This window comes from Halomonas nitroreducens, assembly GCF_003966155.1.
GTDB lineage: Bacteria > Pseudomonadota > Gammaproteobacteria > Pseudomonadales > Halomonadaceae > Halomonas > Halomonas nitroreducens.
Map to the genome: position 1 here is coordinate 235,962 of NZ_RXNS01000003.1, position 26,781 is coordinate 262,742.

General features: G+C 70.1%; 28 protein-coding genes. 14 read left to right on the forward strand and 14 right to left on the reverse strand.

Annotated features, from left to right (window positions below):
- Positions 1–64 precede the first annotated feature (64 nt).
- Positions 65–1,252 (reverse strand): cell division protein ZapE, encoded by a 1,188-nt coding sequence (zapE, locus tag EKG36_RS04830; protein ID WP_425459573.1) that lies wholly within the window; start codon positions 1,250–1,252, stop codon positions 65–67.
- Between the two features lie 182 nt (positions 1,253–1,434).
- Between zapE and EKG36_RS04835 the strand changes: the two genes are divergently transcribed.
- Complete coding sequence (locus EKG36_RS04835; protein ID WP_126481572.1) at positions 1,435–1,878, forward strand: Z-ring associated ZapG family protein; 444 nt, start codon at positions 1,435–1,437, stop codon at positions 1,876–1,878.
- Between the two features lie 39 nt (positions 1,879–1,917).
- Here the strand turns inward: EKG36_RS04835 and EKG36_RS04840 are convergent, their stop codons facing one another.
- Positions 1,918–2,679, reverse strand: a complete 762-nt coding sequence (locus tag EKG36_RS04840; protein ID WP_126481573.1) for a Nif3-like dinuclear metal center hexameric protein — start codon at positions 2,677–2,679, stop codon at positions 1,918–1,920.
- A 103-nt stretch (positions 2,680–2,782) separates the two neighbouring features.
- On the opposite strand from EKG36_RS04840, the gene EKG36_RS04845 reads away from it, so the two are divergent.
- Positions 2,783–4,003 (forward strand): Do family serine endopeptidase, encoded by a 1,221-nt coding sequence (locus EKG36_RS04845; RefSeq protein WP_126481574.1) that lies wholly within the window; start codon positions 2,783–2,785, stop codon positions 4,001–4,003.
- Positions 4,004–4,071: 68 nt separating this feature from the next.
- Here the strand turns inward: EKG36_RS04845 and hisD are convergent, their stop codons facing one another.
- The 9 genes from hisD to EKG36_RS04890 all read right to left on the reverse strand — a co-directional run bounded on the left by hisD (position 4,072) and on the right by EKG36_RS04890 (position 10,957).
- Positions 4,072–5,388, reverse strand: coding sequence for a histidinol dehydrogenase (gene hisD / locus EKG36_RS04850; protein ID WP_425459574.1), 1,317 nt, complete (start codon positions 5,386–5,388; stop codon positions 4,072–4,074).
- Positions 5,389–5,439: 51 nt separating this feature from the next.
- Complete coding sequence (gene hisG, locus EKG36_RS04855) at positions 5,440–6,093, reverse strand: ATP phosphoribosyltransferase (RefSeq protein WP_126481576.1); 654 nt, start codon at positions 6,091–6,093, stop codon at positions 5,440–5,442.
- A 19-nt stretch (positions 6,094–6,112) separates the two neighbouring features.
- Positions 6,113–7,375: a UDP-N-acetylglucosamine 1-carboxyvinyltransferase gene (gene murA, locus EKG36_RS04860; RefSeq protein WP_126481577.1), complete on the reverse strand. Its 1,263-nt coding sequence runs from the start codon at positions 7,373–7,375 to the stop codon at positions 6,113–6,115.
- Positions 7,376–7,388: 13 nt separating this feature from the next.
- The gene (locus EKG36_RS04865; RefSeq protein WP_126481578.1) at positions 7,389–7,643 is read right to left on the reverse strand and encodes a BolA family protein; all 255 of its coding nucleotides are present in this window, start codon (positions 7,641–7,643) and stop codon (positions 7,389–7,391) included.
- Between the two features lie 151 nt (positions 7,644–7,794).
- Entirely contained in the window at positions 7,795–8,142 is a 348-nt protein-coding gene (locus EKG36_RS04870) for an STAS domain-containing protein (RefSeq protein WP_126481580.1), read from the reverse strand.
- Complete coding sequence (locus EKG36_RS04875; RefSeq protein WP_126481582.1) at positions 8,139–8,798, reverse strand: MlaC/ttg2D family ABC transporter substrate-binding protein; 660 nt, start codon at positions 8,796–8,798, stop codon at positions 8,139–8,141. Before EKG36_RS04875 ends, EKG36_RS04870 begins: the two co-directional genes overlap by 4 nt.
- A gap of 5 nt (positions 8,799–8,803) precedes the next feature.
- Complete coding sequence (mlaD, locus tag EKG36_RS04880; RefSeq protein ID WP_126481584.1) at positions 8,804–9,268, reverse strand: outer membrane lipid asymmetry maintenance protein MlaD; 465 nt, start codon at positions 9,266–9,268, stop codon at positions 8,804–8,806.
- A 97-nt stretch (positions 9,269–9,365) separates the two neighbouring features.
- Entirely contained in the window at positions 9,366–10,148 is a 783-nt protein-coding gene (gene mlaE, locus EKG36_RS04885; RefSeq protein WP_126481586.1) for a lipid asymmetry maintenance ABC transporter permease subunit MlaE, read from the reverse strand.
- Positions 10,145–10,957: an ATP-binding cassette domain-containing protein gene (locus EKG36_RS04890; RefSeq protein ID WP_126481588.1), complete on the reverse strand. Its 813-nt coding sequence runs from the start codon at positions 10,955–10,957 to the stop codon at positions 10,145–10,147. The genes mlaE and EKG36_RS04890 overlap by 4 nt, the downstream gene beginning before the upstream one ends.
- Before the next feature lie 144 nt (positions 10,958–11,101).
- Between EKG36_RS04890 and EKG36_RS04895 the strand changes: the two genes are divergently transcribed.
- The 11 genes from EKG36_RS04895 (at position 11,102) to EKG36_RS04945 (ending at position 19,181) form a co-directional block, all read left to right on the forward strand.
- A complete protein-coding gene (locus EKG36_RS04895; protein ID WP_126481590.1) occupies positions 11,102–12,055 on the forward strand; it encodes a calcium/sodium antiporter in 954 nt (317 codons plus the stop codon).
- A gap of 40 nt (positions 12,056–12,095) precedes the next feature.
- Positions 12,096–13,085, forward strand: coding sequence for a KpsF/GutQ family sugar-phosphate isomerase (locus tag EKG36_RS04900; RefSeq protein WP_126481592.1), 990 nt, complete (start codon positions 12,096–12,098; stop codon positions 13,083–13,085).
- A 16-nt stretch (positions 13,086–13,101) separates the two neighbouring features.
- The gene (locus EKG36_RS04905; RefSeq protein ID WP_126481594.1) at positions 13,102–13,659 is read left to right on the forward strand and encodes a KdsC family phosphatase; all 558 of its coding nucleotides are present in this window, start codon (positions 13,102–13,104) and stop codon (positions 13,657–13,659) included.
- 4 nt (positions 13,660–13,663) lie between these two features.
- On the forward strand, positions 13,664–14,248 hold the full coding sequence (gene lptC, locus EKG36_RS04910) for an LPS export ABC transporter periplasmic protein LptC (RefSeq protein ID WP_126481596.1): 585 nt from the start codon (positions 13,664–13,666) through the stop codon (positions 14,246–14,248).
- The gene (gene lptA / locus EKG36_RS04915; RefSeq protein WP_126481598.1) at positions 14,245–14,775 is read left to right on the forward strand and encodes a lipopolysaccharide transport periplasmic protein LptA; all 531 of its coding nucleotides are present in this window, start codon (positions 14,245–14,247) and stop codon (positions 14,773–14,775) included. Before lptC ends, lptA begins: the two co-directional genes overlap by 4 nt.
- Positions 14,772–15,497 (forward strand): LPS export ABC transporter ATP-binding protein, encoded by a 726-nt coding sequence (gene lptB / locus EKG36_RS04920; RefSeq protein WP_126481600.1) that lies wholly within the window; start codon positions 14,772–14,774, stop codon positions 15,495–15,497. Before lptA ends, lptB begins: the two co-directional genes overlap by 4 nt.
- 156 nt (positions 15,498–15,653) lie before the next feature.
- Entirely contained in the window at positions 15,654–17,060 is a 1,407-nt protein-coding gene (locus EKG36_RS04925) for an RNA polymerase factor sigma-54 (RefSeq protein WP_126481602.1), read from the forward strand.
- A 110-nt stretch (positions 17,061–17,170) separates the two neighbouring features.
- Positions 17,171–17,482, forward strand: a complete 312-nt coding sequence (hpf, locus tag EKG36_RS04930) for a ribosome hibernation-promoting factor, HPF/YfiA family (RefSeq protein WP_126481604.1) — start codon at positions 17,171–17,173, stop codon at positions 17,480–17,482.
- An 8-nt stretch (positions 17,483–17,490) separates the two neighbouring features.
- On the forward strand, positions 17,491–17,973 hold the full coding sequence (locus EKG36_RS04935) for a PTS sugar transporter subunit IIA (RefSeq protein WP_126481606.1): 483 nt from the start codon (positions 17,491–17,493) through the stop codon (positions 17,971–17,973).
- 35 nt (positions 17,974–18,008) lie between these two features.
- On the forward strand, positions 18,009–18,908 hold the full coding sequence (rapZ, locus tag EKG36_RS04940) for an RNase adapter RapZ (RefSeq protein ID WP_126481608.1): 900 nt from the start codon (positions 18,009–18,011) through the stop codon (positions 18,906–18,908).
- Positions 18,909–18,911: 3 nt separating this feature from the next.
- Positions 18,912–19,181 (forward strand): HPr family phosphocarrier protein, encoded by a 270-nt coding sequence (locus EKG36_RS04945; RefSeq protein WP_126481610.1) that lies wholly within the window; start codon positions 18,912–18,914, stop codon positions 19,179–19,181.
- A 165-nt stretch (positions 19,182–19,346) separates the two neighbouring features.
- Here the strand turns inward: EKG36_RS04945 and pmbA are convergent, their stop codons facing one another.
- On the reverse strand, positions 19,347–20,687 hold the full coding sequence (gene pmbA, locus EKG36_RS04950) for a metalloprotease PmbA (RefSeq protein WP_126481612.1): 1,341 nt from the start codon (positions 20,685–20,687) through the stop codon (positions 19,347–19,349).
- Positions 20,688–20,815: 128 nt separating this feature from the next.
- On the opposite strand from pmbA, the gene yjgA reads away from it, so the two are divergent.
- Positions 20,816–21,322 carry a ribosome biogenesis factor YjgA gene (gene yjgA, locus EKG36_RS04955; protein WP_126481614.1) on the forward strand — a complete coding sequence of 169 codons (507 nt, stop codon included), beginning with the start codon at positions 20,816–20,818 and terminating at the stop codon, positions 21,320–21,322.
- A gap of 150 nt (positions 21,323–21,472) precedes the next feature.
- Here yjgA and tldD read toward each other — a convergent pair whose 3' ends face one another.
- Together tldD and EKG36_RS04965 are read right to left on the reverse strand one after the other, a co-directional pair.
- On the reverse strand, positions 21,473–22,927 hold the full coding sequence (gene tldD, locus EKG36_RS04960) for a metalloprotease TldD (RefSeq protein WP_126481616.1): 1,455 nt from the start codon (positions 22,925–22,927) through the stop codon (positions 21,473–21,475).
- Positions 22,924–26,781: a YhdP family phospholipid transporter gene (locus tag EKG36_RS04965; protein ID WP_126481618.1), complete on the reverse strand. Its 3,858-nt coding sequence runs from the start codon at positions 26,779–26,781 to the stop codon at positions 22,924–22,926. Before EKG36_RS04965 ends, tldD begins: the two co-directional genes overlap by 4 nt.

Sequence of the window (26,781 nt, forward strand, 5' to 3'; positions counted from 1 at the left end):
TCCAGCTTCCAGGCGCAAAGCGCCGCTCTTCAAGCTGCTGGCCCGGCCGGCCGCGCTGGCCGGGTCAAGGCTTGTGCGGCAGGGCCAGATACTCGTGGGACTGCATCTCCTGCAGGCGCGACAGGGTCCGCTGGAACTCGAACGCCAGCCGGCCGTCCTGGTACAGCGCCTCGGCCGGCGCCTCGGCAGACATCAGCAGCTTGACGCCGCGGTCATAAAACTCGTCGACCATGTTGATGAAGCGCCGTGCCTGGTCGTCGGTGGCGCCGCTCATGCGGGTCACATTGGAGACCAGCACACTGTGATACTCGCGGGCCAGCTCGATGTAGTCGTTCTGGCTGCGCGGCCCGTCGCAGAGCTCGGTGAAGTCGAACCACACCACATCGTCGTGGAGCCGACGGGTATGCAGCACCCGGCGGTTGATCTCGATGGGCGCCCCTGCCTCGCCCTCGCTGCCGGCAATCTCGCGGAAGCTGCGCGCCAGTTCCGCCTCGGCCTCGGCGTCCAGGGGCGAGTGGAAGATCTCGGCGCGCTCCAGGGCGCGCAGCCGGTAGTCGATGCCCGAATCCACATTGACCACCTCGCAGTGACGCTCGAGCAGGTCGATGGCGGGCAGGAAGCGGGCCCGCTGCAGGCCGTCCTTGTAGAGTTCGCCGGGCACGATGTTGGAGGTCGCCACCAGCACCACGCCGCGGGCGAAGAGCGCCTCGAGGAGGTTGGCCAGGATCATCGCGTCGGTGATGTCCTTGACGAAGAACTCGTCGAAGCAGATCACCCGAGCCTCGTCGGCGAACTTGTCGGCGACCAGCGTCAGAGGATTGCGCTCCCCCTTGTAGTGCTCGAGCTCGTTGTGCACCCGCTGCATGAAGCGGTGGAAGTGGGTGCGCATCTTCTCGGCAAAGGGCAGTGCCTCGAAGAAGGTGTCGACCAGATAGGTCTTGCCGCGCCCCACGCCACCCCAGAAGTAGAGCCCGGCCACCGGCGGCATCGCCGGCTCGGTCGGCACCTCGCGCCGACCGAACAGGCCGGCGACCCGCGATTTCAGCCCCTTGCCAGGACTCGCGGCTCGCGGCTCGCGAGGTCTGGCCACCAGCTCATCGTAGAGTCGCTGAAGATGCTCCACGGCCCGCTCCTGAGCCGGGTCATAGTGGAAGTCATCGCGCTCGAGGTCGGCACGGTAGCGCGCCAGCGGCGGGGCCGGCCGGCGCTCGTCTGGGGCATTCGGCATCCTGTGGCGTTCGGTCTTCGGCATACCTGGCGACCTGTCCTCGGCTTCCATCGGAACCGGCATTATACGCACCGTGAGGCCGCTTGGCATCGCCGGCCGGCCGTTGACCGCGCCGACGGCCTCGGCCCTATAATGGGCCGCCGGCCCCGCCCGGCCACCGGCACCGGACCGACGGCCGGGCCGACCGACAGCTCAGGGAGACAGACGTGGAAGAAAGCAATATCAACTGGGTGCTGGCCATCGCCTGCCTGCTGGCCGGCGTGGGCATCGGCGCCTTGGGCTATCACCTGCTCAACGCCGGCGCCGGCAACGTCCAGCGGCTCCGCCAGCGCCTCGCCGAACGCGACCGCCAGCTCGCCGAGCTGCGCGAAGGCCTCGGCGAGCACCTGGAGCGCGTCGGCGCGCTCGCCGAGGCGCTGAACCGCGACGGCCAGGCGCTACATCGGGAGATGGCGGAAGCCAGCGCGACCCTGGGCGCCAACCCGCCACGCAAGCCGGACTTCTCGCCCACCGCGCCAGCACAGGCGGAGGGCGGCGAGGACACCCCGGCGGCCCCCCGCGACTACGCCGACGGCAATCGCGGCACCCTCTCCGAGGACTTCGGCCTGAAACCCGGGGAGGACAGCGCCCCCCAGCCGCCCCGCTACTGAATGCCGACGGCGCCGACGAGGCGCCGTTGCGTGCCGACCTCAGGCCGGGTTGTCGATATCCACGAAGCGATGCTCGACCGCGAAGGTCTCGGCGAGCCAGCTCCCCAGCGCCTGGACCCCGTAACGCTCGGTGGCATGGTGCCCCGCGGCAAGGTAATGAATCCCCATCTCGCGGGCCAGGTGGGTGGTCCGTTCGGAGATCTCGCCGGAAATGAAGGCGTCGGCCCCCGCCTCGGCAGCCGGGATGATCATGTCCTGGGCGCCCCCGGTGCACCAGGCGACGCGCCGCACCTCGCCGACGCCCGGGGCCTCCACCAGCAGTGGCGCACGCTCCAGGCGCGCACCGACGTGAGCAGCCAGTTCGCCGGCGCCCATCGGCGCCGATGGCGCGCCCAGCCAGACCAGCCCCTCGCCCAGCTCGCCGTCGGCACAGCCCTGGACCTCGAAGTCCAGCCGACGCGCCAGGGCGGCATTGTTGCCCAGGGTCGCGTGGGCATCCAGCGGCAGATGGTAGGCCAGCAGGCCGATGTCATGGGTCAGCAGGGTGGTCAGCCGGCGCCGCTTCATGCCGGTGATGTTGACCGGTTCGTTCTTCCAGAAGTAGCCATGATGGACCAGCAGCAGGTCGGCCTGCCAGGCCACCGCCTCGTCGAGCAGGGCCTGGCAGGCGGTGACACCGGTCATCACCCGACCGATGCGCTCGCGACCGCCGACCTGCAGGCCGTTGACGGTGTAATCCTTGAAGCGTTCGGGGACCAGCAGCCGGTCACAGGCCGCCAGCAGTTCGTCGCAAGTCGTCATGTCGCCTCCGGGCGTGCTCGGGGATGCAATGTTACAATTCGCTCATTCTACCCGGCGCCCTCCCGCCCCGCGACCACGCACCACCGACAAGGAACACCGCCGCATGCGACGCGCCCTCCCCTACCTCTGGCCCGCTCTGATCGGCCTGCTGGTGGCCATCGTGCTGCTCAATGCCTTTCCGCAGCTGCTGGGGCGCCGGGCCGTCCAGCCGCCGCCCCCGGCCCCCGAGCAGCAGGCCCGGCCCCCGGAACCGGTATCGCGACCCTCCCCCGAGTTGCGCGAGGCTGCCCCGATGACCCGGGACCAGGGGCCGGTGAGCTATGCCGAGGCCGTGGAGCGGGCCGCCCCGGCGGTGGTCAACATCTATTCGTCGCGGGTCGTCGAGCGGGAGGGGCACCCGCTGATGTCGGACCCCTTCTTCCGCCAGTTCTATGGCGACGACATGCCCCGCCGACAGCGGATGCTGTCGAGCCTCGGCTCCGGGGTCATCGTCAGCGAGGACGGCTATGTCCTGACCAACCATCACGTGATCAGCGGCGCCGACCAGATCCAGGTGGCCCTGCGCGACGGACGCGAGACCCTCGCCGAGGTGATCGGCACCGACCCGGAGAGCGACCTGGCGGTGCTGCGCATCGACCTGGATGACCTGCCGGTCATCGAGCTCACCGACTCCACCCAGGTGGCGGTGGGCGATGTCTCCCTGGCCATCGGCAACCCGTTCGGCGTGGGCCAGACCGTGACCATGGGCATCATCAGTGCCACCGGCCGCAGCCACCTGGGGCTCAATGCCTACGAGGACTTCATCCAGACCGATGCGGCGATCAACCCGGGCAACTCCGGCGGCGCCCTGATCAACCCCGAGGGCGCCATGGTCGGCATCAACACCGCCATCTTCTCCCGCTCCGGCGGTTCCCAGGGCATCGGCTTCGCCATCCCCACCAACCTGGCCCGCAACATCCTCGAGGAACTGGTGACCCAGGGACGGGTGATCCGCGGCTGGCTGGGCATCGAGGCCCAGGAGCTCAACCCCGAACTCGCCGCCTCCTTCGGCCTCGAGGCCCCCACCGGGGTGATCATCGCCGGGGTGGTGCCGGAAGGCCCCGCCGACCAGGCGGGCCTGCAGGCCGGGGATGTGCTGCTCGAGGTGAACGGCCAGCCGATTCTCGATCCCCGCCAGACCATGAGCGAGATCGCCGCGGTGACGCCGGGCAGCCAGCTGCCGGTGACGGTGGTGCGCGGCGGCGAGACCATGCGGGTGACCCTGGAGGTCGCCGAGCGCCCCACCCCGCGGCGGCCCGCCCCAGCCCCTGCCGAGACGCCCTGACCCCCCGCCCACAACGACCACGGCCCCGTCGCTGACGGGGCCGTGGTCATGGCATCGCGACACGACGCTCAGTCGCGGATGCGGTACTCCGCGCTGCGCGCATGGGCGGTCAACGACTCGCCCCGGGCCAGCACCGAGGCAGTGCCCCCCAAGGCGGAGGCACCCTCGGCCGAGCACTGGATCAGCGAGGAACGCTTCTGGAAGTCGTAGACGCCGAGCGGCGAGGAGAAGCGGGCCGTGCCGGAGGTCGGCAGCACATGGTTGGGACCGGCACAGTAGTCGCCCAGGGCCTCGGCGGTATAGCGTCCCATGAAGACGGCGCCGGCATGGCGCACCTCGGGCAGCCAGGCCTCGGGATCCGCTACCGAGAGCTCCAGGTGCTCGGGAGCGATGCGGTTGAGCAGCTCGACCGCCTCGCCACGGTCGCGACAGTGAATCAGTGCGCCGCGTGCAGCCAGCGAAGCATGAATGATGCCCTCGCGCTCCATGGTCGGCAGCGCCCGGGCCATCGCCTCGGCGACGGCCTCCAGGTGGTCGGCGTCCCAGCTCACCAGGATCGACTGGGCGTCCTCGTCATGCTCGGCCTGGGAGAACAGGTCCATGGCCAGCCAGTCGGGATCGGTGCCGCCGTCGGATACCACCAGGATCTCCGAGGGACCGGCGATCATGTCGATCCCCACCTGGCCGAACACTGCCCGCTTGGCGGTGGCCACATAGATGTTGCCGGGCCCGACGATCTTGTCGACCCGCGGCACCGTCTCGGTACCGTAGGCCAGGGCGGCCACCGCCTGGGCCCCGCCGATGGTGAAGACATGATCGACGCCGGCCAGGTGGGCGGCGGCCAGCACCAGCTCGTTGAGTACGCCATCGGGGGTCGGCACGACCATGACGATCTCGCGCACCCCGGCCACGTGGGCCGGCAGCGCGTTCATCAGCACCGAGGACGGATAGGCGGCCTTGCCGCCGGGCACATAGATGCCGGCCCGGTCCAGGGGCGTGACCTGCTGGCCGAGCACGGTGCCGTCGGCCTCGGTGTACTGCCAGGACTCGGGCTTCTGGTGCTCGTGGTAGCGGCGCACCCGCTCGGCGGCGGTGGACAGCGCCTGGCGCTGGGCCTCGGGCAGGCCCTCGAAGGCCTCGCGCAGGCGCGCCGGCCCCAGGGTCAGCTCCGCCATGCTCGCCACCGCGAGGCGGTCGAAGCGGTTGCTGTACTCGACCAGGGCGGCGTCGCCGCGAGCCTTCACCGCCGTCAGGATCTCGTCGACGCGTCCCTGCACCTCGCCGCTGGAGACGCCCTCCCAGGCCAGCAGGGCATCGAGGCGGGCGGTGAAGTCAGCGTCCGCGGTGGACAGCCTGGCGAGCTCGACGCCGGAAGAGTCAGTCATGGCCATAGGATCCTCTCGCAAGGGATGGAATCGGGGCGGGCCCGCCCGCCGCTAGGCGGTGGCCTCGCTGCGGCGGCCTTCCACGGCCTCGCGCAGGCGATGCAGGAGCGGCTTGAGGCGCGCGTGCTTCATGGTCATCGCAGCCTTGTTGACCACCAGCCGGGTACTGATCGGGGCGATCAACTCGCGGGGCTCCATGCCGTTGGCCCGCAGGGTGTTGCCGGTGTCGACGATATCGACGATCTCGTCGGCCAGGTTCATCAACGGGGCCAGCTCCATGGCGCCGTAGAGCTTGATCACTTCGGCCTGGATGCCCTGCTCGGCATAGTAGCGCTTGGCCACGTTGACGAACTTGGTGGCCACCCGGCGCCGCGCCCGGGCCGGCTCGGCGCCGGTGATGCCCGCGGTCATCAGCTTGCAGCGGGCGATCTCCAGGTCCAGCGGCTCGTAGAGCCCCTCCGCGCCATGCTCCAGCAGCACGTCCTTGCCGGCCACGCCGACGTCGGCGGCGCCGAGCTGAACATAGGTGGGCACATCCGTGGCGCGGATGACCACCAGCTTGACGTCCGGCAGGTTGGTGTCGAACAGCAGCTTGCGGCTGGCACCCAGGTCCTCGGCGGGCGTGATGCCCGCCTCGGCCAGCAGCGGCAGGGTCTCGTCGAGAATACGGCCCTTGGAGAGGGCCAGAATCAGTTGCTTGCTCATGGTCTCGCCTGTTGTCGGCTCAGCCCGGAATACGCCGTATCTTGGCACCCAGCAGCTGCAGCTTTTCCTCGATGCACTCGTAGCCACGGTCGATGTGGTAGATGCGGTCGACCAGGGTCTCGCCCTCGGCCATCATCGCCGCGATCACCAGCGAGGCCGAGGCCCGCAGGTCGGTGGCCATCACCGGGGCACCGGAGAGGCTCTCGACGCCGGTGACGACGGCGGTATTGCCCTCCAGGGCAATGCTCGCCCCCATGCGGTTGAGCTCCTGGACATGCATGAAGCGGTTCTCGAAGATCGTCTCGACCACCCGGGCGGTCCCCTCGGCGACCGCGTTCAGCGCCACGAACTGGGCCTGCATGTCGGTGGGAAAGGCCGGATAGGGGGCGGTGCGCACGTTGACCGCCCTCGGCCGCCGGCCCTGCATGTCGAGCGCGATCCAGCCGTCGCCGGTGGTCACGGTGGCCCCGGCCTCCTCCAGCTTGGCGAGCACCGCCTCGAGGATGTCGGCGCGGGTGTTGCGCACCCGGACCCGCCCACGGGACAGGGCGGCGGCCACCAGGAAGGTGCCGGTCTCGATGCGGTCGGGCATGACATCGTGCTCGGCGCCGTGCAGCCGCTCGACGCCCTCGACGACGATGGTGTCGCTGCCATGGCCACGGACCCTGGCGCCCATCTTGATCAGGCACTCGGCCAGGTCGACCACCTCCGGCTCCCGGGCGGCGTTCTCGAGCACCGTGGTGCCCTCGGCCAGCACCGCAGCCATCAGCAGGTTCTCGGTGCCGGTGACGGTGACGGTGTCGAAGAAGATGGTGGCGCCCCTGAGCCGCCCATCGACACGGGCGCGGATATAGCCACCCTCGACACGGATCTCCGCCCCCATGGCCTCGAGGCCGCGAATATGCAGATCGACCGGACGGGAGCCGATGGCACAGCCGCCGGGCAGGGAGACGTCGGCATGGCCGAAATGCGCCAGCAGCGGGCCCAGCACCAGGATGGAGGCCCGCATCTTCTTGACCAGCTCGTAGGGCGCGTGACAGTCGCTCACCTGGGAGCCATCGAGCTGGATGCTCATGCGCTCGCCCATCACCGGCTCCACCCCCATATGCCCGAGCAGCTCGAGGGTGGTGGTGATGTCCTGCAGGTGCGGCAGGTTCCCGATGGTCACCGGCTCGTCGGCCAGCAGGGTGGCGCAGAGGATGGGCAGGGCGGCGTTCTTGGCGCCGCTGGCCCAGACCTCGCCGTCGACGGGGCCGCTGCCGGTAATGATCAGCTTGTCCATGGTGGCTAGAGCCTCAGGCCCCCTTGTTCTCGGCGGCGGACTGCCACTGCTCGGGGGTATAGGTACGGATGGTCACGGCATGCAGGGCGCCGGAGGCGATCTCCCCGGACAGGGCGCCGTAAATCAGCTGCTGCCGCTTGACCCGGGACAGCCCTTCGAACACCTCGCCCACGGCGACCACCTGGAAGTCACAGCCCTCGCCCTGGATATGAAATTCGCAGCCGTCGAGTCGGCTCTCGAGCAGCGCCTTGACCTCACTGGGATGCATCGAACCCTCGCTTGTGTGTTGGACCGGTGAATGCGCCAGACGACGGCTGCCGCCGCTGGCGGGACAACTGGAGACGCCATGGTAAAGAAAAGCGGCGCGCTTGGCGACGGGCGCGTGGCCAAGGGGGAGAGGCAAGAGAGCATAAGCCCCCTCACACCTCGGCAGTATCGGCGGGCGCCTCCACGGGCAACAGGGTGTCGAGCCCGGCCACCTGGGTGAGTCGCGCCAGGGGGCGTGACAGGCGTACCACCTCGAGCTCGAGCCCCCGGGCCCGAACCTGTCGGGTCCATTCGAGCAGCACGCTGATCGCCGCACTGCTGACCCGGTCGACACCGCACAGGTCGAAGGTCACCGACGCGCCCCGGGGCCGGTCGGCGAGCCAGGCGCGACCGGCCGCAGCCAGGGCCGCCGCCCCATCGAAGTCCACCTGACCGGTCACCGCCAGGCTGGTCGCGCTGGCCTCGAGACGGTTGTCGCCATTCTCGAGCAGCACGTTCATCCCTGGCCGCCCTGCTCCAGCTCCTCGACTTCCAGCTCCGGGGCCCAGCCCTGGATCACGGCATCATAATCGCGGTTCTGGGCGCGCATGGCCTCGTCGAACTGGTTGCGGAATGTCAGGCCGAGGTTGATGCCATTGACGATCACGTTGACGACCTGCCACTGATCGTCGTCCAGGCGCAGGGTGTAGCTGACCGGGTAGACGGCGCCATCGTTGGCGACGACCTCCATGGCCACGCTGGCCTGGTCCTCATAGCGGCTGGCGTCCTGATTGTCGAGGACCCGTACCTCGCGGTAGTCGAAGGTCACCAGGCCCTTGGCGTAGGTGTCGATGAGGGTCTGGCGGAAGGTCTCGACGAAGCGCGAGCGCTGCTCGGGGGTGGCGTTACGGAAGTAGCGCCCCATCACGCTGGCCCCGATGTAGCGGAAGTCGGCGATGTCGGCGAGGCTGTCGTCGACGATGGCCTCGAGCTCCTCGGTGTGCTCGGCGAAATAGCTCTCGCGCCCCTCGATGCGCGACATCAGCTGATTGACGCTGTCACGGATCAACTGTTCCGGCGAGGTCGCCTCCTGGGCCAGCGCCGGCAGCGCGGCCAGCATCAGCACCAGGACAAGGAGCCCGGTACGACACCGGGCGAACGGGGATGGGAGGGTCATCGTCATCACTCCTTGACCATATTGGACACGAACTGCTGGATGAGTTCTTCCAGCACCAGGGCCGACTGGGTGTCGCGGATGCGATCCCCGTCGTCCAGCGTTTCGGGGGCGCCGCCGACGGAGAGGCCCACGTACTGCTCGCCGAGCAGCCCCGAGGTGAGAATCGCTGCCGTGCTGTCCTCGGGCAGCGCACCCTCGAGCTCGGCATCGAGCTCCATGACCACCCGGGCGTCATACCACTCGGTGTCGAGCTCGATGGTCTCGACACGACCCACGGTGACCCCGGCCATGGTCACCCGGGCCCGCGGCTTGAGGCCGCCGACATTGGCAAAACTGGCCTCCAGACGAAAGCTGTCACCGGGTGCCTCCAGGCTCAGGCCGCTGACGCGCAGGCCGAGGAATATCAGGCCGAGGATTCCGGCCAGCATGAACAGGCCGACTCCCAGCTCCATCGTCTTGCTGCGTTTCATTCCATGTCTCCAAAAAGTCGCAACGCACCGGACGCCCCCGCCCCGCCGGGACGATGCGCCATGGTGGCGAGCCTCGGGCCTCGACAGCCGCCCGCCATCAGGACAGCTCCCCGAACATCAGCGCGGTCAGCACGAAATCCAGCCCCAGCACCGCCAGGGAGGCATAGACCACCGTGCGGGTGGTGGCCCGCGAGATGCCTTCCGAGGTGGGGATCAGGGCATAGCCCTGATACACCGCGATCCAGGTCACCACCAGGGCAAACACCAGGCTCTTGATCAAGCCATTGGCGACGTCGTCGAGGAAGTCGACGCTGGCCTGCATGTTGCCCCAGTAGGAACCCTCGAACACGCCCAGCCACTGCACCCCCACGAGCTGCCCGCCCCAGATACCGATCACGCTGAAGCCGATGGTCAGCAACGGCAGGGCCACGAAGCCGGCCCACAGCCGGGGCGCCACGACACGCCGCAGGGGATCGACGCCGATCATCTCCATGCTGGTGAGCTGCTCGGTGGCCTTCATCAGGCCGATCTCGGCGGTCAGGGCCGACCCCGCCCGGCCCGCGAACAGCAGTGCGGCCACCACCGGCGCCAGCTCGCGCAGCAGCGACAGGGCGACCATCTGGCCAAGGGCATCCTCGGCGCCGAAATCCACCAGGATGGTGTAGCCCTGCAGCGCCAGCACCATGCCGATGAACAGCCCCGAGACCAGGATAATGGCCAGCGACATCACCCCGACGAAGTGCATCTGGCGCAGCCACAGCCGGATGCCCTCGGCCGAGGGCAGGCCGGCGACCGACAGCCCCAGGAAGATCGCGGCCCGGCCGAGGCCCTCGAGGACTTCGCAACCCAGCCGACCGAGATGGCGGATACGCTCGATCATCGCGGCCCTCCCGTGCCCAGCAGGTCGGCATGGAAGTCCATGGCCGGGTAATGGAAGGGCACCGGGCCGTCGGGCTCGCCGTGGATGAACTGGCTGACCCGCGGGTCGCGGTCCACGTCGAGGCTCTGCGGGGTGCCATGAGCCATGACCTCGCCATCGGAGATGACGTACACATAATCGGCGATGGACAGGGTCTCCTTGATGTCGTGGGAGACCACCACGGCGGTCAGCCCCAGGGCATCGTTGAGACGCCGGATCAGCTGGACCAGCACCCCCATGGAGATGGGATCCTGGCCGACGAAGGGCTCGTCGTAGAGGATCAACTCGGGATCCAGGGCGATGGCGCGGGCCAGCGCCACGCGGCGCGCCATGCCCCCGGACAGCTCGGAAGGCATCAGCTCACGGGCCCCCCGCAGCCCGACCGCCTGGAGCTTCATCAGCACCAGGTCACGGATCATCGTTTCGGGCAGGTCGGTGTGGACACGCAGGGGAAAAGCCACGTTCTCGAAGACGTCGAGATCCGAGAACAGGGCTCCGCTCTGGAACAGCATGCCCATGCGCCGCCGCAGCCCGAACAGCGCCTTGCGCGACAGGGCGTGCACCTCCTGGCCATCGATGCGCACCCGCCCGGCGTCGGGGGTCAACTGGCCGCCGATCAGCTTGAGCAGGGTGGTCTTGCCGGTGCCGCTGGGGCCCATGATCGCCGTGATCTTGCCCCTGGGCACGGCCATGTCGATGCCGCGAAAGATTTCCGTTTCTCCGCGGGAGAAGCGCAGGCCCTCCACTTCGACGAGAGGGGAATCGGTCATCCACTAGCCTTCCCTGTAAAATTATCGAACATCGTATCTTAACGGGGTCCCGGGGCGCCAGCGCCGCAGTGCCGCGGCTTGCGCCGACCGGACGCAACAGGTTCAATGGGCGCCCCTTTCAGCCACCGGACGCCCCCTCCCTCCATGCTGGTTCCCTCTCTCACCGTGCTTCTCGGCTTCCTCGGCCTGCTGTGGAGCGCCGACCGTTTCGTCGGTGCCGCCGCCGCCACCGCCTGGCGCGCCGGCATGAGCACCCTGCTGGTGGGCATGACCATCGTCTCCATCGGCACCTCGGCGCCGGAGATCGTGGTCTCGATCATGGCGTCGCTGGACGGCGTGCCGGACCTGGCCACCGGCAACGCCCTGGGCTCCAACATCGCCAATATCGGCCTGGTGCTGGGCATCACCGCCCTGGTCGTGCCGATCCCGGTGCACTTCTCCATTGTGCGCAAGGAACTGCCGCTGCTGCTCGGCGCCACGGGCCTGGCCGGCTACGCCCTGGCCAACGGCCACCTCGACCGGTGGGATGGCCTGCTGCTGGTGGTGCTGCTGGTGTTCAGCCTGTGGTGGCTGTTCCGCGCCGATGCCCCGGATCCCGCCGACGGCGAGGGCGAGATCCCCGACATGCGCCTGGCGCGCGCCCTGCTGTGGCTGGTAGCCACCCTGGCGATCATGGTGGCCAGCTCCCGCGCCCTGGTATGGGGCGCCAGCGAACTGGCCCGGGGGCTCGGCATCAGCGAACTGGTCATCGGCCTCACCGTGGTAGCCATCGGCACCAGCCTGCCCGAGCTCGCCGCCTGCGTGGCCAGCGCCCTCAAGCGTCACCACGACCTGGCCATCGGTAACGTCATCGGCTCGAACCTCTTCAACATGCTGGCGGTGCTGCCGGTGCCGGCCCTGCTGCAGCCGGGCATCACCGACCCGGCCGCCGCCGGCCGCGACTACCCGGTGATGCTACTGCTGACCCTGGCACTCGGCATGCTGCTGCTATGGCAGCGGCGCGGCCGGGTCACCCGCCTGCCGGGCGCCCTGCTGACCCTCACCTACCTCGCCTACCTGGCGTGGCTGGGTGGCGCACAGACGCTTGTCGCCACCTGACCCCTTGAGACTCTACCTGCAACGGGCAACAATCACCGCCATGACTGACGACACTTCCCTCCCCGCCGGCGGCCTGCGCAACAGCGCCGTACGCACCCTGACCCTGGAACAGCAGGCCATCGCCGCCCTCATCGAGCGGCTGGATGGCGACTTCGAGCGGGCCTGTGAACTGATCCTGGCCTGTCGCGGCCGGGTGGTGGTCACCGGCATGGGCAAGTCCGGTCACATCGCCGGCAAGATCGCTGCCACCCTGGCGAGCACCGGTACGCCGGCCTTCTTCGTGCATCCCGGCGAGGCCAGCCATGGCGACCTGGGCATGATCACCCCGGGCGACGTGGTCCTGGCGCTGTCCAACTCCGGCGAGACCGCCGAGGTCACCGCCCTGCTGCCACTGCTCAAGCGCCTGGGCACGCCGCTGATCAGCATGACCGGCCGGCCCGACTCGACCCTGGCCCGGCATGCCGACGCCCACCTCGACGCCGGGGTCGAGCGTGAGGCCTGCCCGCTGGACCTGGCGCCCACCTCCTCGACCACCGCCTCACTGGCGCTGGGGGATGCCCTGGCCGTGGCGCTGCTCGAGTGTCGGGGCTTCACGGCCGAGGACTTCGCCCTTTCTCACCCCGGCGGCAGCCTCGGCAAGCGGCTGCTGCTCAGGGTCTCTGACCTGATGCACCAGGGCAGCCGCCTGCCCCGGGTGACCCTCGGCAGTCCGCTGCGCGATGCGCTGCTGGAGATCACCCGCCAGGGCCTGGGCTTCACCTGCGTGGTGGACGACAACGGCCGGCTGGCCGGTGTCTACACCGACGGCGACCTGCGCCGCACGCTCGACCAGCACAGCGACCTGACCGGGCTCGCGGTGGATGCGGTGATGACCGTGCCCGGCAAGCGCGTGGCCCCCGACATGTTGGCCGCCGAGGCGGTACGCATCATGGACGACAACCGCATCACGGCCCTGGCCGTGGTGGACGACGAGGGACGCCCGGTCGGCGCCCTGCACATGCATGACCTGCTCGCCAGTGGCGTGATCTGACCCCCAAGGAGACCCCATGACCCTCGACGCCCCCCTGATGGACCCCGGCCTCGTCGACCGCCTGCGGCGCATCCGCCTGCTGGCCATGGACGTGGACGGTGTGCTGACCGATGGTCGCCTCTACTTCCAGTCCGACGGCGGCGAGACCAAGGCCTTCCATACCCTGGACGGCCATGGCATCAAGCTGCTGCACCGCGCCGGCATCGAGGTCGCTCTGATCACCGGGCGCGACTCGCCCATGGTCAGCCGCCGCGCCGCGGCCCTGGGCATCCAGCACCTCTACCAGGGCATCGAGAAGAAGCTGCCGACACTGCGCCAGCTGTGTACCCGCCTGGGCATCGGCCTCGAGCAGGTCGCCTACTGCGGCGACGACATGCCCGATGTGGCCGCCATCCGCCAGGCCGGCGTCGGCATCAGCGTGCCCGGTGCACCAAGCTATATCCGCCAGCACGCCGACTGGGTGACCGAGCGCGAGGGCGGTCATGGCGCGGTACGCGAGATCTGCGACACCCTGCTGCAGGCCCAGGGGCACTGGGACGCCGTCCTCGACACCTACCTGCACGGCAAGGCCTGAGCCCATGCGCCTGCCGCGCCCCGGTTTCCGGACCTGGCTGTTGCTGCTGCTGCTCGCCCTGGGCGGCGGCCTGGCGCTGCTCGACCAGCGCGACGCCTCTCCGCCGGGCGCGGTGCCCCGAGATGCCGCCGGCGAGCCGGACTACTTCCTCGAGGACGCACGGCTGACCCGCTTCGATGCCCAGGGCCGCCCCCACCAGCGCCTGGAGACGCCGCGCCTGGTGCATACCCCCGACGATGACGTCACCCGCCTCACGACCCCCGAGGTTCGGCTGCGCGACGACAGCGGTCGGCGCTGGCTGGCCAGCGCCGACCGCGGGCGCCTGGGCGCCGGCGGCAATCCCCTGTTGCTGGAGGGGGACGCCCGGCTCACGGCGCCCCGGGAGCGCTGGCACCTGGAAACCGAGACCCTTCACTACGACGCCGACACCGGGCACGCCTGGAGCGAGACGCCAGCCCTGCTGCGCCAGCCCCCCCAGCAGATGCGGGGCGAGCGGTTCGATGCCTGGCTCCATGACAATCGGGCCCGGCTGACCGACAATGTGCGCGGCCATCACCCGCCGACCACCCCGGAGGACCCCGAGCCATGATGCGACCGCCCCTCGCGCCCCTGCTGGCCCTGAGCCTCGCCGCCCTGCCCCTGGCCAGCGGCCCGGTGCTGGCCCTGGAGGGCGATGCCAGCGCCCCCATTCAGGTCGAGGCGGATCGCCTCGACCTCGACGACCGTGCCGGCACCGCCGTCTACCGCGGCGCCGTGATGATCACCCAGGGCAGCATGCAGCTGACCGGCGAGCGCGTCGAGATCCGTCGCAACACGGCCGGCCAGCTGACCCAGGCTACCGCCATCGGGGAGCGGGCCTACATCGAGCAGAAACCGGCCCCCGACGAGCCGTTGGTTCGCGGCTGGGGACGCACCGTGGTCTACCACGTGGCCGAGCGCCGCATCGAGCTGATCGACCAGGCCGAGCTGCACCAGGGGGGCGATACCTTCGACGGCGGCTACCTGGAATACTTCCTCGACCGCCGTGTGGTCCAGGCTCGCTCCGCGGCCGAGGGGGTCGAGGACCGCCAGCGGGTACGCATGACCCTGGAGCCGGAACAGCAGGACGCCCCATGAAGACCCTCAGCGCCCGCCACCTCGCCAAGAGCTACAAGCGTCGCCGCGTCGTCCATGACATCAGCCTGGAGATCGAGCAGGGGCGCATCGTCGGTCTGCTCGGCCCCAATGGCGCCGGCAAGACCACCTCCTTCTACATGATCGTCGGCCTGGTGCGGGCCGATGCGGGCTCGGTGGCCATCGACGATCGCGACCTCTCCGGCACCGCCATGCACGAGCGCGCCCGGGCCGGCATCGGCTACCTGCCCCAGGAGGCGTCGATCTTCCGCAAACTCTCCGTGGCCGACAACATCATGGCCATCCTCGAGACCCGCCGGGACCTCGACCGGGCCGGCCGCCAGGCCCGCCTGGAGCAGCTGCTGGAGGACTTCCATGTCACCCATATTCGCGACAACCCGGGCATGAGCTTGTCCGGCGGCGAGCGCCGGCGGGTGGAGATCGCCCGCGCCCTGGCCACCGAACCCGACTTCATCCTGCTCGACGAGCCCTTCGCCGGGGTCGACCCGATCTCGGTAGGCGAGATCAAGGGCATCATTCGCCAGCTGAAGGCCCGCGAGATCGGCGTGCTGATCACCGACCACAACGTGCGCGAGACCCTCGACATCTGCGATGGCGCCTACATCGTCGGCGACGGCCAGATCATCGCCGAGGGCGATGCCGAAGCGATCCTCGCCAACCAGAAGGTCCGCGACGTCTACCTCGGCCAGGACTTCCGCCTGTGACTCGGTCTTTATTGGTAAGTTACTGATATAAGGTCGCCGTGCGGCGACAGGCACGCCAATTGCCGTTGGCACGCTAATTGCTAGCTTGAGGGCTTGCATGCCTCCCTCCGGCACACTAGGGTGAGGGCTTCATCGCCAGTCGAACGGATCCGCCCCATGGCCATGAAGGCTTCCCTGCAACTCCGCGTCGGCACCCAGCTGACCATGCCCCCCCAGCTGCAGCAGGCCATCGCCCTGCTGCAGCTCTCCACCCTGGACCTGCGCCAGGAGATCCAGCAGGCCCTGGAGGCCAACCCGATGCTGGAGATGGAGGATGAATTCGGCGAGCAGGCCGTCAGCGAGGCCGCGGACGACGACTGGGCCAGCGATATTCCCGACGAGCTGGCCGTGGACAGCGACTGGACCGACACCTTCCAGGACGCAGGCTCGGGCAGCGGCGGCGAAGCCCCGGACTTCGAGCGCCAGGCTGCCGGCCAGAGCCTGCAGGGCCACCTGGCCTGGCAGCTGGCCATGAGCGGCCTGGACGAGCGCGAGACGCGCATCGCCGAGAGCCTGATCGATGCCGTGAATGGCGACGGCTACCTGGAGCAGTCCCTCGACGAGCTGCGCGACGGGCTGCGCACCCAGGGCCTGGAGGGCCTGGCCACCCGCGAGGTGGAGGGCGTGCTGCTGCGTCTGCAGCAGTTCGAGCCCACCGGGGTCTTCGCCCGGGACCTTCGCGAGTGCCTGCTGCTGCAGCTCGCCGCCCTGCCCCAGGACACCCCTCTGCTGCCCCAGGCCCGGCGCCTGGTTCGCCAGTTCCTCGAGGCCCTGGCCGGCAACGACCAACGCCTGCTCAAGCGCCGGCTGGGGCTCGACGATGCCGTGCTCGACGAGGTGATCGCCCTGATACGGGGTCTCGATCCGCGCCCGGGCAGTGCCTTCGCCGCCGGCGACAGCGACTACGTGATCCCCGACCTGATCGCCCGCCACAGTGAGCAGGGCTGGCGGATCGAACTCAATCCGGAGGCGCTGCCGCGACTGCGCATCCAGCCCGACTATGCGGCCCTGATCAAGCGCGCCGACAAGAGCCAGGACAACCAGTTCCTCAAGGACCACCTCCAGGAGGCACGCTGGCTGCTCAAGAGCCTGACCAGCCGCAACGACACCCTGCTGCGCGTCGGCCGCGAGGTGATGGCCCGCCAGCTGGACTTCCTGGAGCGCGGCGAGGAGGCCATGAAGCCACTGATCCTCGCCGATATCGCCCAGGCCGTGGAGATGCACGAATCCACCATCTCCCGGGTCACCACCCAGAAGTTCATCCACACCCCGCGGGGCGTGTTCGAGCTCAAGTTCTTCTTCTCCAGCCAGGTGGGCGGTGGTGACGACGCCCATTCCAGCACCGCGATCCGCGCCCGCATCCGCAAGCTGATCCAGGAGGAACCACCACGCAAGCCGCTGTCGGACAGCCGGCTCGTCGACCTGCTCGCCGAGGAAGGCATCGAGGTGGCCAGGCGTACCGTGGCCAAGTACCGCGAGGCCATGCACATCCCCTCGTCGAGCCAGCGCAAGCGCCTCGCCTGACCCGGCGAGGCCAGGTGGAGGGCAGCCTGCCGCGGGCCGCCGACGGGGGGTTTGCACGACACCAAAAAGGGTTACAATCGAGGCACCACTCAAGGAGCAAGGAGCGTGTCATGCAAGTCAACCTCACCGGCCACCACGTGGAACTGACCGACCCCCTGCGTGACTATGTTCAGGAAAAGCTCACGCGCCTGGAACGCCATTACGACAACATCACCACCGTGCAGGTCACGCTCTCCGTCGAGAAAGAACGCCAGCAGGCCGCTTGCACCCTGCATGCCGCCGGTGCCGACCTTCATGCCGAAGCCATGGACGGCGACATGTACGCCGCCATCGATGCCCTCGCCGACAAGCTGGACCGCCAGCTGGTCAAGCACAAGGAAAAGACCCAGGCTCGCGCTCAGGGCGCTGCCGGCGTCCGTTGAGCCGCCCCATGTCACTGGAAACCATCCTGCCCCCCGAGCGCACGCTCTTCGCGGTGCCCGGGGGGAGCAAGAAGCGGGTGCTGGAATTCTTCAGCACCTTCATCGCCCAGAATACCCCGAGTCTCGACAGCCAGGAGGTCTTCAGCCGGCTGATCGGCCGCGAGCGCCTCGGCAGCACCGGCATCGGTCACGGGGTCGCCATCCCGCATGCCCGCAACCCTCATTGCAAGGCGCCCATCGCCGGCTTCCTCAAGCTCGCCGAGCCAGTGGACTTCGATGCCGTTGACGGTGATCCCGTCGACCTGGTGTTCGTGCTGCTGGTGCCCGAGGAGGCCGACGACGCCCACCTCGCGCTGCTCGGCCAGGTGGCCGGGGTGATGAACGATACCGAAACTCGCAGCGCCCTGCGCCATGCCGAGAGCCAGCAGGAGCTTCACGAACGCCTTACCGAGGCCATCCGACGACAGGCACCGGCCGACCACAACGGCTAGCCCCGGACCAGCCGGTCCCGACCAGGAGATCTCTCATGCAGCTCGTGATCATCAGTGGCCGCTCCGGCTCGGGCAAGTCGATCGCGCTGCAGGCCCTGGAGGACCTCGGCTACTACGCCATCGACAATCTCCCGGCCATGCTGCTGGGCCCCCTGGTAGACGAACTGCGCAGCGGTCAGTCGTTGCGCAGTTCCATCGCCGTGAGCATCGATGCCCGCAACCTGCCCCACGCCCTGAAGCGCTTCCCCGCGCTGCTCGAGGATGTTCGGGCCCGCAACATCCACTGTCAGGTGGTCTATCTGACCACCGACGCCCGCATCCTGCTGGAGCGCTACTCGGCGACCCGCCGCCGCCATCCGCTGACCCGTGACAGCCAGATGACCCTGGCGGAGGCCATCGACTGCGAGGAGGCCGCCCTGGCGGAAATCCGCGACCTCGCCGACCTGGTGATCGATACCTCGCGGCTCTCGGTGCACGATCTCCGGGGCCGCATCACCGACCAGGTGGCCGGTCATCGCCGCGAGGGGCTGACCCTCACCGTGGAGTCCTTCGGCTTCAAGCGCGGTGTGCCCCTGGATGCCGATATCGTCTTCGACGCCCGCTGCCTGCCCAACCCCTACTGGGATCCCCAGCTGCGTGACGCCACCGGCCGCGACGACAGCGTGATCGCCTTTCTCGACAGCTATCCGATGGTCGCCGAGATGGCCGCGGATATCCTGGCCTGGGTCGAGCGCTGGCTGCCTCGCTACCAGGCCAGCCAGCGCAGCTACCTCACCGTCGCCATTGGCTGCACCGGCGGCCAGCACCGTTCGGTGTACCTCGCCGAACGGCTGGCCCACCGCCTGGCCGCAGCCTACCCCGGGGTCCGGCTCCGCCACCGCGAGCTCGGCCTCCAGCGCAACCTGCCCGCCCCCGACACCGACGAGGACCGTTGAGACGTGCCGAGACGCAAGCTCACCCTGACCAACAAGCGCGGCCTGCACGCCCGCGCGGCGACCCGCCTGGTGCAGTGCTGTCAGCCCTATGCCTCGCGGGTCACCGTCTACCATGGGGAGCAGCAGGCCGATGCGGCCAACATCATGGCCCTCTTGATGCTGGCCGCGCCCTGCGGCAGCGAGCTCACCCTGGAGGCCGAGGGCGAGGATGGCGAAGCGGTGCTGGACGCCCTCGAGGCGCTCTTCCATGCCCGTTTCGAAGAAGAGGCCTGACAGCTGGAAGCTGGAAGCTGGAAGCTGGAAGCTGGAAGCTGGAAGCTGGAAGGCAACATAAATGGAACCGCCCCCGTGGCAAGCCACGGGGGCGGTTTTTCTTCAAGCTTCCAGGCGCGAAGCGCCGCTCTTCCCTCTTCAAGCGGCGGAGCCGCGTCTCGGGCGCTACGCGCCCGCGACCGTCATTTCGTCGATCAGCCAGCTGCCGGAATGGATGCTGCCGCGGGTGTCGATATCCTCGCCGACGCCGACCAGCCCCTTGAACATCGCCTCCAGATTGCCGGCGATGGTGAACTCCTCCACCGGGTACTGGATCTCGCCGTCCTCGACCCAGAAGCCCGCCGCGCCCCGCGAGTAGTCGCCGGTGACGCCGTTGACCCCCTGGCCCATCAGCTCGGTGACCAGTACACCACGCCCCATCCGCTCGAGCAGGGCATCCCGAGAGGCGAGCGGCGCGTCGATGCGCAGGTTGCGGGCCCCGCCGGCGTTGCCGGTGGTCGCCATGCCCAGGCGCCGGGCACTGTAGGCGGAGAGCATGTAGCTGGCCAGCCGGCCGCGCTCGATGAAGACATTGTCGCGGGTCTGGACGCCGTCGTTGTCGAAGGGGCTGCTGGCCATGGCGCCGACCTCCATGGGCCGCTCGTACAGCGAGAACCACTCCGGGAAGAGACTCGCGCCGAGCCGCTCGCAGAGGAAGGAGGACTGGCGGTAGAGGGCCCCGCCGGCGATCGCCCCCATCAGGTGACCGACCAGGCCCGCGGCCAGGGTCGGATCGAAGAGTACCGGCAGGCGACCGGTGGCCGGGCGGCGCGCCCCCAGCCGTCGCAGGGTCCGCCGCGCTGCGCTCTCGCCCACCATTTCCGGGGCCAGCAGGGTGCGCGGATCGCGCGCGCTGGTGTAGTCGTAGTCGCGCTGCATGCCCCCCTCGTCCTCGGCGATCAGCATGCAGGACAGCGAATGGCGGCTGCCGCGCTGGCTGCCCAGGAAGCCGTGACTGTTGGCGTAGACGCGCACGCCCTCGCCGCTGGAGAGGCCGGCGCCGTCGGAACTCTTGATCCCGGCCATGCGGCGGCCGGCCCCCTCGCAGGCCAGGGCCAGGTCGATGGCCTGCTCGGTGGTCAACGGCCAGGGGTGGTGGACGTCGAGGTCCGGCAGGTGTTCGGCCATCAGCGCGGCATCGGCCAGCCCCGCGGCCGAGTCCTCGCCGGTGTGGCGAGCGATGGCCAGGGCCTTTTCCACCACGTCGCGGATCGAGGCCTCACCGGCGTCCGTGGACGAGGCACTGCCCTTGCGGCTTCCCACGTAGACGGTCACCGCGATGCCCTGGTCCCGGGACAGCTCGACGGTCTCCACCTCGCCCTCGCGCACGTTGACGCCGACCCCCTGGTCGACGCTGGCCCCCACCTCGCAGGCGTCGGCGCCCAACCGGCGTGCCAGCGCCAGGGCCGCCTCGGCGCGGGTTTCCAGCAGCGACTGCTGGGCGGCGGCATCGAAAGCCTGTGTCATGGTCTCTCTCCTTACTCGACCGGCCCGCGGGCCGATGCTCCAGAATATGGCATTCGTCCAGCCCGACGCGACGGGCTGGTATACTGGGCCGGTAGCCCCGACCCGATCTTCACGACCCAGGACGCAGCATGACCCAGGATGATCTTTCCCCGGCCGATGAGCGGCCCAGCAAGTCCCAGCTCAAGCGCGAGATGCACGCGCTGCAGGCCCTCGGCGAGCGATTGATCGCCATGAGCGAGGCCGAGCGGGCCCGCTTCCCCCTCTCCGACGACCTGCTGGCGGCCATCGAGGAGACCGGGCGGATTCGCGCCCGGGAGGCCCGCCGGCGCCACATGCAGTACGTCGGCAAGCTGATGCGCCGCGAGGACCTCGCCGGCATCCAGGCGGTGTTCGACGAGATCGACCAGGAGCAGCTGCGCCGCGACCACGCTTTCCACCGCCTGGAGAAGTGGCGCGACCGGCTGATCGACGAGGACGACGACGCCGTCGAGACCTTCATCGCCGAGTTCCCCGACGTCGACCGCCAGGCGCTGCGCCAGCTGATCCGCAACGCCCGCCGCGAGCGCGAGCAGGGCAAGCCGCCCACCAATGCCCGCCGGCTGTTCCGGCTGATCCGCGACACGGCCAACCTCTGAACCTCGTCTCCTGTCTTCCCATGGCTCGAGAAGCCAGCGAGCGAAGACGAGGCAAGGCGGCGGCGAACGAGCCAGCGGAGTTTAGTCGCTTCTAAATGAGCATGGCGAGTTCGCCGCCAACACCGCCTCGTCGAGCGCAGCGGCTTCCCCTCAGGATTGCGTGCCGCCCACGGTCAGCTCGTCCAGCTTCAGCGTCGGCTGGCCCACGCCCACCGGCACGCCCTGGCCTTCCTTGCCGCACACGCCGATCCCGGTATCCAGCTCCAGGTCGTGGCCGATCATCGAGACCCGCCCCATGGCCTCGGGACCATTGCCGATCAGGGTCGCCCCCTTCACCGGCGCAGTGATCCGGCCGTCCTCGATCAGGTAGGCCTCGCTCGCCGAGAACACGAACTTGCCCGAGGTGATGTCCACCTGGCCGCCACCGAAGCTGACCGCATAGAGCCCCCGCGAGACGCTCTTGATGATATCGGCGGGATCGTCATTGCCGGCCCGCATGTAGGTGTTGGTCATGCGCGGCATGGGCAGGTGGGCGAAGGACTCGCGACGGGCATTGCCGGTGGGCGCCATGCCCATCAGCCGGGCGTTGAGCTTGTCCTGCATGTAGCCGGTGAGGATGCCGTCCTCGATCAGGGTCGTGCACTGCCCCGGCGTGCCCTCGTCGTCGACGGTCATCGAGCCGCGACGGTCGGCCAGGGTCGCGTCATCGACCACGGTGACACCGGGCGCCGCCACCCGCTGGCCCATGCGACCGGCGAAGGCCGAGCTGCCCTTGCGGTTGAAGTCCCCTTCCAGGCCGTGGCCCACGGCCTCGTGGAGCAGGATGCCCGGCCAGCCGGCCCCCAGCACCACCGGCATCTGGCCGGCCGGGGCGTCCACGGCGTCGAGGTTGACCAGGGCCTGGCGCACCGCCTCCCGGGCATAGCGCTCGGCGACGTTCTCGTCACGCAGCCGCGCCATGGGATAGCGGCCGCCGCCGCCGGCGCTGCCGCGCTCCCGGCGGCCGTCGCGCACCGCGATGACGCTGACGTTGAGGCGCACCAGTGGGCGGATGTCCGCGGCCAGGGTACCGTCGCTGGCCCGCACCAGCACCACCTCGTAGACCCCGGTCAGGGAGGCGCTGACCTGGCTCACCGCCGGGTCCGCCGAGCGGGCCACCCGGTCGGCCAGCTTGAGCATGGCGATCTTGTCGTCGGCGGACAGCCCGGATAGCGGGTCGATGCCGGCATAGCGACTCGCAGGGCCGGCCAGCACCTGCGGGGCCGCCGCCAGCCGGGCGCCGCTGCGGACGATGCCGGCAGCGGTGCGCCCGGTCTCGGCCAGGGCATCGGCGGTGATCTGGTTGGAATAGGCGAAGCCGGTCTTCTCGCCGGCCATGGCCCGCACCCCGACGCCGCCGTCGATGTTGTAGCTGGCCTCCTTGACCTCGCCGTCCTCCAGCACCCAGCCCTCGTGCCAGCTGCGCTGGAAGTAGAGATCGGCGTAGTCGATGCCGGGCCCCAGGGCATGGCCAAGGCCGGCGTCCATGGCCGCGAGGTCGAGCCCACCGGGAGCCAGCAGCACCTCGGCGGCCTGGTCGAGCAGGGAGTGGGTCTGTGATGTCATTCGGCACTTTCCAGTGAGATGCGCGGCGAGGTCCAGGGCCCCTGCACGCGATAGTGAATTCGTGTCACCCGGTCGATGGCATCGCCGAAGATCTTGTCGGCGATGAACAGCGCGCCGCCCACCACAGGGGCGCCGGCGATCACTGCCGCCAATGGCAGGTTGTTGCTCACCGGGACTGTGACGCCAAGCCGCTGATCGAGTTCCCGTCGGGCCAGGTCGACGCTGCCCTCGAGGGTGAAGCGGGTCGCCGGCCCGTCGATGGTCACCGGCCCGCGAGTCTCCAGCACGCCACCATACAGGGTAGCCGCCCCGCTGACACGATCGAAGGCGGTGCCCCGGCCGGTAATGTCGGAGAAGTCCAGGGTCAGGCGACGCAGCAGGTTGTCGACGTTGAGCAGGCCGATCACCCGGGCGGAGGGCGACTCGAGGTTGACGAAGCGTCCGTCGCGCAGCTCGACCTCGAGGCTGCCCCGCGACCGGGCCAGGGCGAACTGCCAGGGAGCCCCGGGCCAGGCCAGCTGGCTGTCGACCCGGGTCTCCTCGCTGCGTACCGCCACCGGCTGGCCGAGGGCCTCCAGGGCGGAACCCAGGTCGCGCCCATCCAGGGCCAGCCGCGCGCGGGTCAGGCTGGCCCCGTGGCCGGTGGCCTCCCAGGTCAGGTTGCCGTGGGCCGAGATCTGCCCCAGGGTCAGGCCCACCGGGTCCACCACCAGCTGCTCGGGGGAGGCCCGCCAGTAGGCGGTGAAGGGGCCGAGGCGCCGGGCCCGCCAGTGGATGTCGGCCACCCGCAGGCGCCCCGACGGCAGCTCGCCGAGCCACGCCGGCATGGGCACCGGCTCCGGCGCCGTCTCGAGCTCGTCGAGGAGCTCGCCGCTGCCCGTGGCCTCGCCGGGCAGCCAGCCATCCAGCGACAGGCTGCTCAAGGACACATCCAGCGGGATGGCCTGGCGCTCGCGATAGGCGACCTGGCCGGCCAGCAGGGTGCCGTCGAGGGCCAGGTCCCAGCCCCCGGAGACCGGCCGGCCATCAATGATCAGCGAGCCGAGACAGCGTGCCTGGACACTCAGGCAGTCGGTGTCCAGGGTCACCCGGGCCAGGCCCTGGCCGCCGCCCGGCGCCCCGAGGTCCCCGGCCAGGGGCGAGAGCTGCCGCACCCAGTCGCCGAGCGCCAGCCGCGGCAGGTAGGCCTGCACCGACCAGCCCGGCTCGACCGGCCAGGCCGTGGGCCCGCCCCCGCCCAGCCACACCTGGCCCTGGCCACCGCCCTGCTCCCGCCAGCGCAGCCCGAGTTGCGCCCCGAGACGCCCGGATACGCGCAGCGTCTCGCCCAGCTCGGCGGACAGCCGCAGCGGCCGGATCTCGTCGGCCGCCTTGCCAAGCGGGGCCGGCAGGGCGATGGCGGTGCCCTTGAGGGCGCTCTCCAGTGTCAGGCTCGGCGGGCCCTCGCCGAGCGCCAGGCGTGCCTGCCAGGGCAGCCGCCCCGAAACGACCTGCTTCACCCCGGCCGGCGCGCCCAGGTCGAGCAACGTCGCGACGTCGGCGGTCCCGGACATCGCGATGCCCTCGCCGCCGGTGTCGATGTCGGCCTCCAGGGGGCCGCCCAGCAGGCGCCCGGCGAGCCGTCCCTCGAGGCCCCCGGTCTCGCCTTGCTGATGCCAGGCCAGAGGCCCCTCCAGGGACTCGATGACCAGGCCAGTGGGCGCATGCACCAGGCGCGGCAGCGTCGCCTCGCCGCTGATGTCCAGTGACAAAGCCTCGGCCTCGGCCAGCGGCAGGGCCAGGGCCAGGCGACCGGTCACCTGGCCATCGCCTTGCCAGTCGGCGGCCATCGAGGTGCCGTCGACGGGCATCGCGGCGAGGTAGCGGATCAATGCCGGGACATCGGCGGTCAACGGGGACTCGACCTCGAGGGTCTCGTCGGCCATCCGCACCACGGCATCCCGGGCCTGGACCCCCAGGCTCTCGGCACGCGTCACTCGGGCCGTGAGACGCTCCCCCTCCAGCTCGAGGCGACCGTCGACGGCGTCCACGGCCGGCCAGCCGGGAGCGAAGGGCAGGTGACCGTCGCGAACCTCGAGCGCCAGGCGTAGCGCCGGGGCGATCCTGGCGGCCACGGCCTGGGGGGATCGCGACACGGGCACATGCAGGCGCAGCGCTCCCTCCGGGACCCGACCGGCCAGCCCTCCGGCCAGCCACTCGGCGAGCTCGGAGTCGACCCGCTCGCGCAGCAGCGGCATGGGCAGCCAGTCCGTGAGGGGCCGCGACACGGCGTCCACGTCGTGGAAGTCCAGCTGCAGGCCGAAGCCCCCGCGCCCCGGACCGCCGATGGACAGACCGAAGCCGCCCTCGATCTCGGCCCCCTGCCAGCCGACCGCCAGCTGACGGCCGCTGACGAAGCTGCGGGGCCCGTCGTACACCCAGTCGACCCGGCCGCTGGCATGCTCGAGGGCCAGCGGCGCGGTGAAGATCTCGGGGAACACCAGCTCGGCGTCGGCGCTGTCGACGAAGCGCACCCGCCCGCGGGTACCGTCGGCCTCCACCCAGATATCCAGCGGCCCGCCCCCCGGGGCCTGTTGCCAGGGATCGACGGCGACATCGGTGGCACTCACCCGGGCCCGCCACTGGTCATCGCGCCGGCCCAGGCCGAGCGCCGTCACCCGGCCCCGGGGGGCAAGGCTGGCGACGGCACGGGACAGCCCCTCGGGCAACGGCAGCCGCTCCCGCCAGGCGGCCAGCGCCCCCAGGTCGAAGGCGCTGGCATTGAGCCACCAGCCGTCCGGCCGGCTCTGCAGGTGCCAGTAGCGGGGCACGGGGGGGCCGGCCGTCGGGTCGACGCTGCCGGTGGCATTGCGGGCGTCGCCCTCCAGCCAGGCCTGCCAGCCCTCACCGGCCTCGTCGCGCAGCCACTGCCCCTGCAGCACCGTTTCCTCGAGCACGATCCCGCGCTCGGCGCCCGCCTCGGGCGGCGGCGCCTGCTGGTTCAGCACCAGGCGCGAGGCCTCGACCTCCAGGCGAACGTCGGCAAGGCGACCGCGGGTCCAGCGCCCCCAGAGGCGTGCCTGACCTTCGGCCTCGTCGACACTCACCAGGTCCTCGTAGCCCAGCAGCGAGGACAGCCCGATCAGGCTGGCCAGCGGCATGTCCGCCTGCAGGGCGGCGCCGAAGTCATCCAGTCCCTGGTCTCCCGGCACCACTTCCATCACCACCTGGAAGGCCTGCCCCGGGCGATCACGGCGGTGGACCTCGCCTTCCAGATGGGCGCTGCGCGCGTCGCCGACCATCAGCAGCCGGGGCGCCTCGAGGACCGCCTCGCCCTTGCGCCCATGCAGCACCACCCGGACATCCTCGACCCAGGCACGCTGCCGCAGCAGCACGCCGACCCAGAAGTCCAGGCGCGAGAGATCGAACTCGCTCTCGGGAATCAGTTCGGGGGGCAGTTCGGCCGGTGCCGGCCACTGCCAGCTCCGGTCCGCGGCCTGGTAGAGGTGCAGGGTGATCCCGCTGAGGCGCGCGTCCGCCACCACCGGCATGCCCTGGCGCAGGCTCGCCGCGGTGTCCAGGCGCAGGTGCGCGGACTCCATCTCCAGCAGCGGCAGGTCGCCCAGGTCCGGGCGGGCCTTGATATCCAGGTCGGCCACCTGGAGCCGGGGGTCCAGGCCGGCCAGGTCGCCCTCGATGCCGCCCAGCACGACCGCCGCCTCGAAGCGGCTGGCGAGCAGGGCCTCGAGACGCGGCGTCAGCCGATCGGTCTGGCCGAGCAGCAGTTGCACCACGAGCACCAGCATCGCCGCCAGCGTCAGTAGCAGGGCCAGCAGCGTCAGCGACCAGCGAATGACCAGACGGGTCGGCGACAT